This window comes from Candidatus Accumulibacter cognatus, assembly GCF_000584975.1.
GTDB classification, from domain to species: Bacteria; Pseudomonadota; Gammaproteobacteria; order Burkholderiales; family Rhodocyclaceae; genus Accumulibacter; species Accumulibacter cognatus.
On the sequence record NZ_JDST02000055.1, the window covers coordinates 19,944 to 27,749 of the forward strand.

8 protein-coding genes are annotated in these 7,806 nt (G+C 60.3%); 7 read left to right on the forward strand and 1 reads right to left on the reverse strand.

Annotated elements, in window-relative coordinates:
• Window positions 1-13: 13 nt before the first annotated feature.
• The 7 genes from hflK to AW06_RS10825 all read left to right on the forward strand — a co-directional run bounded on the left by hflK (window position 14) and on the right by AW06_RS10825 (window position 6,559).
• Window positions 14-1,282, forward strand: coding sequence for an FtsH protease activity modulator HflK (hflK, locus tag AW06_RS10795; protein WP_034949669.1), 1,269 nt, complete (start codon window positions 14-16; stop codon window positions 1,280-1,282).
• A complete protein-coding gene (hflC, locus tag AW06_RS10800) occupies window positions 1,282-2,172 on the forward strand; it encodes a protease modulator HflC (RefSeq protein WP_034949671.1) in 891 nt (296 codons plus the stop codon). The genes hflK and hflC overlap by 1 nt, the downstream gene beginning before the upstream one ends.
• Entirely contained in the window at window positions 2,169-2,354 is a 186-nt protein-coding gene (locus AW06_RS10805; RefSeq protein WP_034926320.1) for a DUF2065 domain-containing protein, read from the forward strand. Before hflC ends, AW06_RS10805 begins: the two co-directional genes overlap by 4 nt.
• Window positions 2,351-3,520 carry an ATP phosphoribosyltransferase regulatory subunit gene (locus AW06_RS10810; RefSeq protein ID WP_034949674.1) on the forward strand — a complete coding sequence of 390 codons (1,170 nt, stop codon included), beginning with the start codon at window positions 2,351-2,353 and terminating at the stop codon, window positions 3,518-3,520. The genes AW06_RS10805 and AW06_RS10810 overlap by 4 nt, the downstream gene beginning before the upstream one ends.
• Window positions 3,513-4,829 carry an adenylosuccinate synthase gene (locus AW06_RS10815; protein WP_034949679.1) on the forward strand — a complete coding sequence of 439 codons (1,317 nt, stop codon included), beginning with the start codon at window positions 3,513-3,515 and terminating at the stop codon, window positions 4,827-4,829. The genes AW06_RS10810 and AW06_RS10815 overlap by 8 nt, the downstream gene beginning before the upstream one ends.
• Window positions 4,830-4,962: 133 nt before the next feature.
• The gene (locus AW06_RS10820; RefSeq protein WP_034949681.1) at window positions 4,963-5,991 is read left to right on the forward strand and encodes a hypothetical protein; all 1,029 of its coding nucleotides are present in this window, start codon (window positions 4,963-4,965) and stop codon (window positions 5,989-5,991) included.
• A gap of 139 nt (window positions 5,992-6,130) precedes the next feature.
• The gene (locus AW06_RS10825) at window positions 6,131-6,559 is read left to right on the forward strand and encodes a thioesterase family protein (protein WP_034949684.1); all 429 of its coding nucleotides are present in this window, start codon (window positions 6,131-6,133) and stop codon (window positions 6,557-6,559) included.
• Between the two features lie 148 nt (window positions 6,560-6,707).
• On the opposite strand, the gene AW06_RS10830 is transcribed toward AW06_RS10825, so the two are convergent.
• Window positions 6,708-7,806, reverse strand: a 1,099-nt coding sequence (locus tag AW06_RS10830; RefSeq protein ID WP_034949686.1) for a DUF294 nucleotidyltransferase-like domain-containing protein, incomplete at its 5' end; no start/stop codon positions are given.

Sequence of the window (7,806 nt, forward strand, 5' to 3'; positions counted from 1 at the left end):
CCTTGGAGTACTTATGTCGCTCAATGACCCGCAGTGGGGCAATCGCGGCAACGATGGCGGCGGTGACAAGCGGCCCAATCAGGGTCCGCCCGACCTCGAACAGTTATGGCGCGACCTCAATCGCAAGCTGTCGGGGATTTTCGACAAGCGGCGTGCTGGCGGCAATCAAGGCGGTGATCGCGGCGACCTACGTCCGCCGATCCAGTTCAACAACAGGTTCCTCGGCGGAGGCATTGGCCTGCTCCTGGCGCTGGTCGTGGTGGTCTGGCTGGCAAGTGGTTTCTACATTGTCGACGCCTCGCAAAGAGGCGTCGTGCTCGAGTTCGGCCGCTACAAGGAGAGTACCGACCCAGGTTTGCGCTGGCGACTGCCCTATCCGATCCAGGCGCATGAACTGGTCAACATCTCCGGCGTGCGCACCATCGAGATCGGTTATCGCGGCAGCGAGAAAAACAAGGTGCTCAAGGAAGCACTGATGCTGACGGACGACGAGAACATCATCAACATCCAGTTCGCCGTGCAATGGTTCCTGAACGACCCCGTCGAATACGTCTTCAACAACCGGCATCCGGACGACGCGGTGATGCAGGTCGCAGAGACGGCGATTCGCGAAATCGTCGGCAAGAACAAGATGGACTTCGTCCTCTACGAGGGTCGCGAGCAGGTCGCAGTCAATGCCGCAAAGCTGATGCAGGAGATTCTCGACCGTTACAAGACCGGCATTCTGATTTCCAAAGTCACAATGCAGAACGCGCAGCCCCCGGAGCAGGTGCAGGCGGCATTCGATGATGCGGTCAAGGCTTCGCAGGATCGTGAACGCCAGAAAAACGAAGGCCAGGCCTATGCCAATGACGTGATCCCGAAAGCCCGCGGAACATCCGCGCGCCTGCTCGAGGAAGCGGAGGGTTACAAGAAACGCGTCATTGCCACGGCCGAGGGCGATGGCAGCCGTTTCCGGCAGATCTACACGGAATACGCCAAGGCGCCGGAAGTGACGCGCAGTCGCATGTATCTCGATACCATGCAGCAGGTCTATGCCAGCACCAGCAAGGTGCTGATCGACGCCAAAGGACAGGGAAACCTGCTTTACCTGCCGCTCGACAAGCTGCTGCAGGCAGCCGGAGCGGCGACTGCGGCGGCGCCTGCCACGGGCAGCCAGGAGCTGCCGGCAGCAGTACGACCGGCGCCGGTCGTTTCCAGCGAGGTGCCGCCACAGGTGGTCGAGAAAAACGAAGCGCGTTCGCGTGAGACGCTACGGCAGCGTGATCGGGAGTCTCGCTGATGAAAGCAAGCATGAATATCGTTGCGGCCGTTTTCGTGGCCGTGCTGGTGGTGCTCGGAGCGACCATTTTTACGGTTGACCAGCGTCAATACGCAATCATCTTTCAGCTCGGTGAAGTCCGCAACGTCATCGAGGAACCCGGACTGTATTTCAAATGGCCATTGATCCAGAACGTGCGCTATTTCGACAAGCGTATCCTCACCCTGGACAGCACCGAACCCGAGCGCTTCATCACTTCGGAAAAGAAGAACGTTCTCGTGGACTCTTTCACCAAGTGGCGAATCGTCGATCCCAAGCTCTACTATATTTCGGTTGCCGGCGATGAAGGACGCGCCAAGACGCGGCTGACGCAGACCGTCAATGCCGGCCTGCGCGAGGAATTCGGCAAACGCACCGTGCATGATGTGGTTTCAGGCGAGCGCGACAAGATCATGGCCCAGATGCGCGAGAAGGCCGACCTCGACGCCCGCAAGATTGGCGTGCAGATCGTCGACGTGCGCGTCAAGCGTGTCGAATTGCCCAGCGACGTCAGCGAATCGGTGTATCGCCGCATGGATGCAGAACGTAAGCGGGTAGCCAACGAATTGCGTTCTCAGGGTGCTGCCGAGGCTGAAAAGATTCGCGCCGACGCCGACAAGCAGCGTGAAGTGATCGTTGCCGAGGCTTATCGCGATGCACAGAAGATGAAGGGTGAGGGCGACGCCAAGGCTTCGGCGATCTATGCGCAGGCTTTTGAAGGCAGCCCGGAGTTCTACGCTTTCTATCGCAGCCTCGAAGCCTATCGCAACAGCTTCAAGGGCAAGAATGACCTGATCGTCGTCGAGCCCAACTCCGATTTCTTCAAGTATATGAAGAGCATCAGCCGAAGTGGCGACAAAGCCGGCAAATGATCGACCATCTGCTGCTTGCCTTTGCCCTGATGCTGGTGCTTGAAGGGCTGTTGCCATTCGTGGCGCCGAACGCCTGGCGTGAAACCTTCCGGCGTCTGATTCGCTTTTCCGACGGACAGATTCGCTTCATCGGCCTGACATCGATGCTGGTCGGGCTGGTATTGCTGATGATTTTCCGATGAACTGGCTGCTGCCCGAACATATCGCCGATGCCCTGCCGGCAGAAGCCGCGCAGATCGAGCGGCTGCGCCGAACACTGCTGGATCTGTTCCGCGTGCATGGCTACGAGTTGGTGATGCCACCGCTACTCGAATACCTGGATTCCCTGCTCACCGGCTCCGGACACGATCTGCGACTGCGAACCTTCAAGCTGGTCGACCAGTTGTCGGGACGCACGCTCGGCGTACGTGCCGACATCACGCCACAGGTTGCCCGCATTGATGCCCACCTGCTCAATCGCCAGGGGGTGGCGCGGCTGTGCTACTGCGCCAGCGTGCTGCATACCCTGCCGGCGTCGCTGACCGCGAGTCGCGAGCCGATCCAGCTCGGGGCCGAACTGTATGGCCACGCCGGCGTGGCCGCCGACCGCGAAGTCATTCGCCTGATGGCCGCCACGCTCGCCGCTGCCGGCGTCCCGGCAGCGCGTATCGATCTTGGCCATGTCGGCGTGTTTCGTGCGCTGGCGGCAGCGTCCGGCCTGGATGCCGAACTCGAGGGAGCACTGCTGCAGTTGCTGCAGGCCAAGGACGTGCCGAGTCTTCGCGAGCCTTGCGGCAAGCTCGACGAACCTCTGCGTTCTGCGCTGCTGGCGCTGCCCGACCTCTATGGTGGCGTCGAAACTCTTGCTGCAGCCGCCGAAGCGCTGCCTCCCTTGCCGGCAATCACTGCTGCGCTGGAAACCTTGCGGCAGTTGCAGGCGTCGCTGCCCGATCTGCCGCTATCGTTCGATCTCGCGGACCTGCGCGGCTACCACTATCACAACGGGGTGGTCTTCGCCGCCTATTATCCCGACTGCTCGAGTGCCATCGCACGCGGCGGGCGTTATGACGGCGTCGGCAGAGCGTTCGGTCGCGCACGGCCAGCAACCGGTTTTTCGATGGATTTGCGCGAACTGGCGCGGCTGGCGGAAAGCGCTACACAATCCGGAGCGATTCTGGCGCCGGTTGCTGCGGCCCAGACAACACTGGCGGCAGCGATTGCCGCGCTGCGTGCGCAGGGCGAAATCGTCGTCGAACGTCTGCCGGCCGAGACATGCAGCGAAGGGCCACGATGCGACCGCCAACTGGTCGAACGTGACGGGCAATGGCTTGTTGAGGCAATCACAGGAACGGATCACGGGAATGGCTAAGAATGTGGTGGTCGTGGGAACACAATGGGGTGACGAGGGCAAAGGCAAGATCGTTGACTGGCTGACCGATCATGCCAAGGGGGTCGTTCGCTTCCAGGGTGGGCACAACGCCGGGCACACGCTGGTGGTCGGCGACAAGGTCTACAAGCTCAACCTGGTGCCCTCTGGAATCGTTCGGGAGGGCGTCGATTGCTTCATCGGCAATGGCGTCGTGCTCGACATTCACCATCTGATCAGCGAGATCAAGGTCCTTGAGGAGGGCGGCATTGACGTCCGTTCGCGGCTCAAGATCAGTCCGGGCTGTCCGATCATCCTGCCTTATCACGCGGCCCTCGATCATGCACGCGAGGCGGCGAAGTGTGCGGATTTGCGGATCGGCACCACCGGCAAGGGCATCGGCCCGGCGTATGAAGACAAGGTGGCGCGGCGGGCGCTGCGGATCTATGACCTGTTCTATCCGGATCGCTTCGCCGAGCGTCTGAAGGACAACCTCGACTACCACAACTTCGTGCTGACCCGCTATTTCGGGGCCGCAGCAGTCGATTTCGATGCCGTTTTCGCGCAGGCAATGGCCGATGCCGAGGAGATCAGGCCGCTGGTCACCGACGTCTCGGCAGCGCTGCATGCGATCAACCAGGCGGGCCACAATCTGCTCTTTGAAGGCGCGCAGGGCGCCCTGCTCGACATCGATCACGGCACTTATCCCTTTGTTACCTCGTCGAATTGTGTAGCCGGCCAGGCTGCCGCCGGTTCGGGGATCGGTCCGGGAATGCTGCACTACGTGCTTGGAATCACCAAGGCGTATTGCACGCGCGTCGGGGGCGGTCCCTTCCCGAGTGAACTCGATATCGAGACAGCCGGTCTGCCAGGGCACCAGATGTCGCAAAAAGGACGTGAATTCGGTACCGTCACCGGGCGCAAGCGGCGTTGCGGCTGGCTCGATGCCGCAGCACTCAAGCGCTCGATCCAGATCAACGGCATCACCGGTCTATGCATCACCAAGCTCGACGTTCTGGATGGTCTGTCGGAACTGAAGATCTGTGCTGCCTATCGGCTTGACGGTAAACTCGTTGAGCTGCTGCCGATGGGCGCCGACGAGGTTGCTGCCTGTCAGCCCGTGCTCGAGACCCTGCCCGGCTGGTCCGAGTCCACGGTTGGAGCCAGCACGATGGAGGCGCTGCCGGCAGCAGCGCGGGCCTATCTGGCGCGCATCGAAGAACTCTGCGGGATTCCGATCGACATCATCTCGACCGGGCCGGAACGTGCCGAGACGGTGCTTCGCCGGCATCCTCTGGGCGAACCGACATAGCAGCCTTTGGTCAAACCAAAGAGAGAGCCTGGCTTCGTCGTCGCATAGGCCGGGGTCCAAATCTGCAGGCACGCGAATCCCGCTGGCGCGGGGAGGGTGCAGCCAGAACATTGCGGCATTGCGGGAGCTAAACATGGGTATTCTCGACTGGTTCAAGAATCGGCCGGCGCAATTCGATCCGGATGGCGTCTCAGAGAAAATGTTGCGAGCCGCGGTCGACAAGGCGATCACCTTGACTAACCCGCGTCTGGCCGTGCTGCCTTCCTGCCACCGCCGCCTGACGCCGACCGTCGAGACGACAATTGAATTCATCCGCACCCTGGTGAAGGACCTGCCCGATGTGCATCCCCTGTCGTCGTCGACCTGGTCGGCCGACCCTGCCTTGCGGGCATTCTTTGTCGCACCAACGGATATCCCAATGATGCTCGGGCGATCCGATAATCTGCGCACCCTGTTCGACAAGTTCCCCATGATCGACGAGGCCTACCTGATCCTCGGCATGGCGTTCAACGAACAGCGGATCTTCGGAATGGCACTGCAAGGCGACATGGTGCAGCGCGATGTGGTGCAAACCAGCGTCAGCTTCTCGGATCATCGAGCGCATCTCTGCGGCCGCACTGAATCCCGCTTACGGCGTGTCGTTGGAGTACAGGTTTTCGAGTACCTGTTGGCGCAAGCCCTGGACGAGATCGGCGAGAATCGCGTCGAAAGACAGGAACTGGAAGGCAACCGTTCGCTGATCCGGGCACGCCTGCGCCTGCTCCAGCAACAGGGGCCGGGCCTCAGTTCGATGTTCGGTTCACCACCTGCGGCACGTAGCGAGCAGGCCAGGCTGGAGGCGGAACTCCTGGAAAACGAACGGCAGTTGCAAGCCATCGGTGGCGGTGAAACGGCACTGGAAGCAGAGTTCGAATGCCTGCAAGCGGTGCTCGAAAACCCCGGCCGCTATCTGAGCGTCGAGAAGAGGCGGTTGAGACTGACCACGATGAATGTCGTGACCGAGAAAACGAGCGGCGAAGTGGCTGCCGAAGTCGATTTCGCCATCGTCGAGCTGACCGGCACCCAGAAAGTTCGCAGGGCTTTCGTGCTGGGACGCGTCGCACGTAGCGAACTGCCGTCTCCGGCAAAAATCAATTTTGACGATGCCGCGCGATACCTCTGAGATACATACATCCAGCCGCTCTTGGCGTTGGCACCCGATCAAACCGCCAACGCAATTGCACCATGCATGCTGCGGCCAGGCGTTCTCGATGCATGCAGTAATCCCCTCCCCGTTGCCTCTACCCGCTACAGGTCAAGCCATGCCCCGAATACAGATCGAACTGCCCGTAAACTTCGCCTTTGCGACCGAAATCCCGCTCTATCTCAGTCACATGAACTACGCTGGCCACCTCGACAACGCCGCGCTGCTCTCGGTGGTGTCCGAGGCACGAACACGCTTCTTCCAGTCGCTGGGCTATAGTGAACTTGATGTCGAAGGTCTCGGCATCGTGATCGCCGACGCAGCCTTGCAGTACAAATCCGAGGCCTTCCACGGCGAGGTGATGGTCGTTTTCATGACCACCAGCGATTTCAGCAGTAAGGGATGTGACCTGTTGTGGTGTATGCGGGACAAGGTCAGTCAGCGCGAGGTTGCACGTGGCAAGACTGGAATCGTCTTCTTCGACTACGCTGCGCGCAAGGTGGCTGCCGTGCCCGATCATTTCCGCGCGCGTGCTGAGAGTTTATGAAGAAATCGTCGCGAGCAGGCCGAGAGGCAAGGCGTGAAGGAACGAACGACGAGACATATCAAGTGGATAGGCGAGAAAACAGGATGTGGTCAGCAACATTGCCGTAGGTCTTGCGGGGGCGGCGAAGCGATGACGCCCTGAACGCGGACTACCCCGAAAGATACTGGCGAGTCAGCCGCTTCTGCAAATGCTGGACCTGTTTGAGCGATTCCTTCAGGATCAGGCGATCGAGTTCGTGCAGTTCATCGGGGTTGACGCGGTTGGAGACCGCGGCGACGCTGCTGCCATTCACCTGATGCTCAAGTCTGAGACGCTGAATATGATGAAAAGCGTCAATCAGCACAGCCAGTTCATCGGCAGCCATGCCGCCCTGTTCGCCGCTGACGCGCAGGCGCTCGACCGTGTTGGTATCGGGTATCTGCATGGCCAGCGCGTAGATCCGCGCGGCATCAACGAAAGGCCGCGATCCGTGCTTCTTCAGATCGATGGTGTGCGGAAACTCCTTGTCCCGATCATAGCGAAAACCTTTCCACCAGTTGAGTGGCGAGTCCCAGTTCATGGTGTTTTCAACCATTGCACGCAGAAAAATGGGGTAGGTGGAAGCGTGCGACAGAAGCCACTTGCGCAAGTCATTGACCAGTGATTCCTGTCCATAAAGGCCACGCAGGTCGAAAAAGATGCTCGAATTGAGTAGCGCTTCTGGTTGCGGCGTACTCAACCAAGTCAGGAAAGCCGTTCGCCACTCGTCGATGGACAAACACCACTGCGGATTGCCAGCCATGATGTTGCCCTTGCACAAAGGAAATCCACAGGCGTCGAGTGCCTCATTGACTGCGCGCGCGAAGGGTAGAAAGGCTGCGCGCAGCCTTGCCGCTTCGGCATCTGATTCCGCATCGAAGATCAGCCCATTGTCCTGATCGGTAGCCAGCGTCTGCTCAAGTCTCCCCTCGGAACCGAACACCAGCCAGCACCAGGGTACGTAAGGCAAATCAAACTGGCCAGCCACGAGTTCGATCACCTGCAGGGTCAACAGATCGTTGAGCGAAGAGATGCGATGACAGAGCGCATCGGCACTCACCCGTTCGGCCACCAGGCGGGCAACGAAGGCACGTATTTGGCCAGCCAGAACCGCCAGAGTTCGGATATCGCGCGCCGCCAGGATCGATTGCACCAGATCGGTATGCTGTGCCCCCGGTAACGTATAGAGATCGGTCTGCGAGACGAGATTGAAGTATACCGTGCGCGGT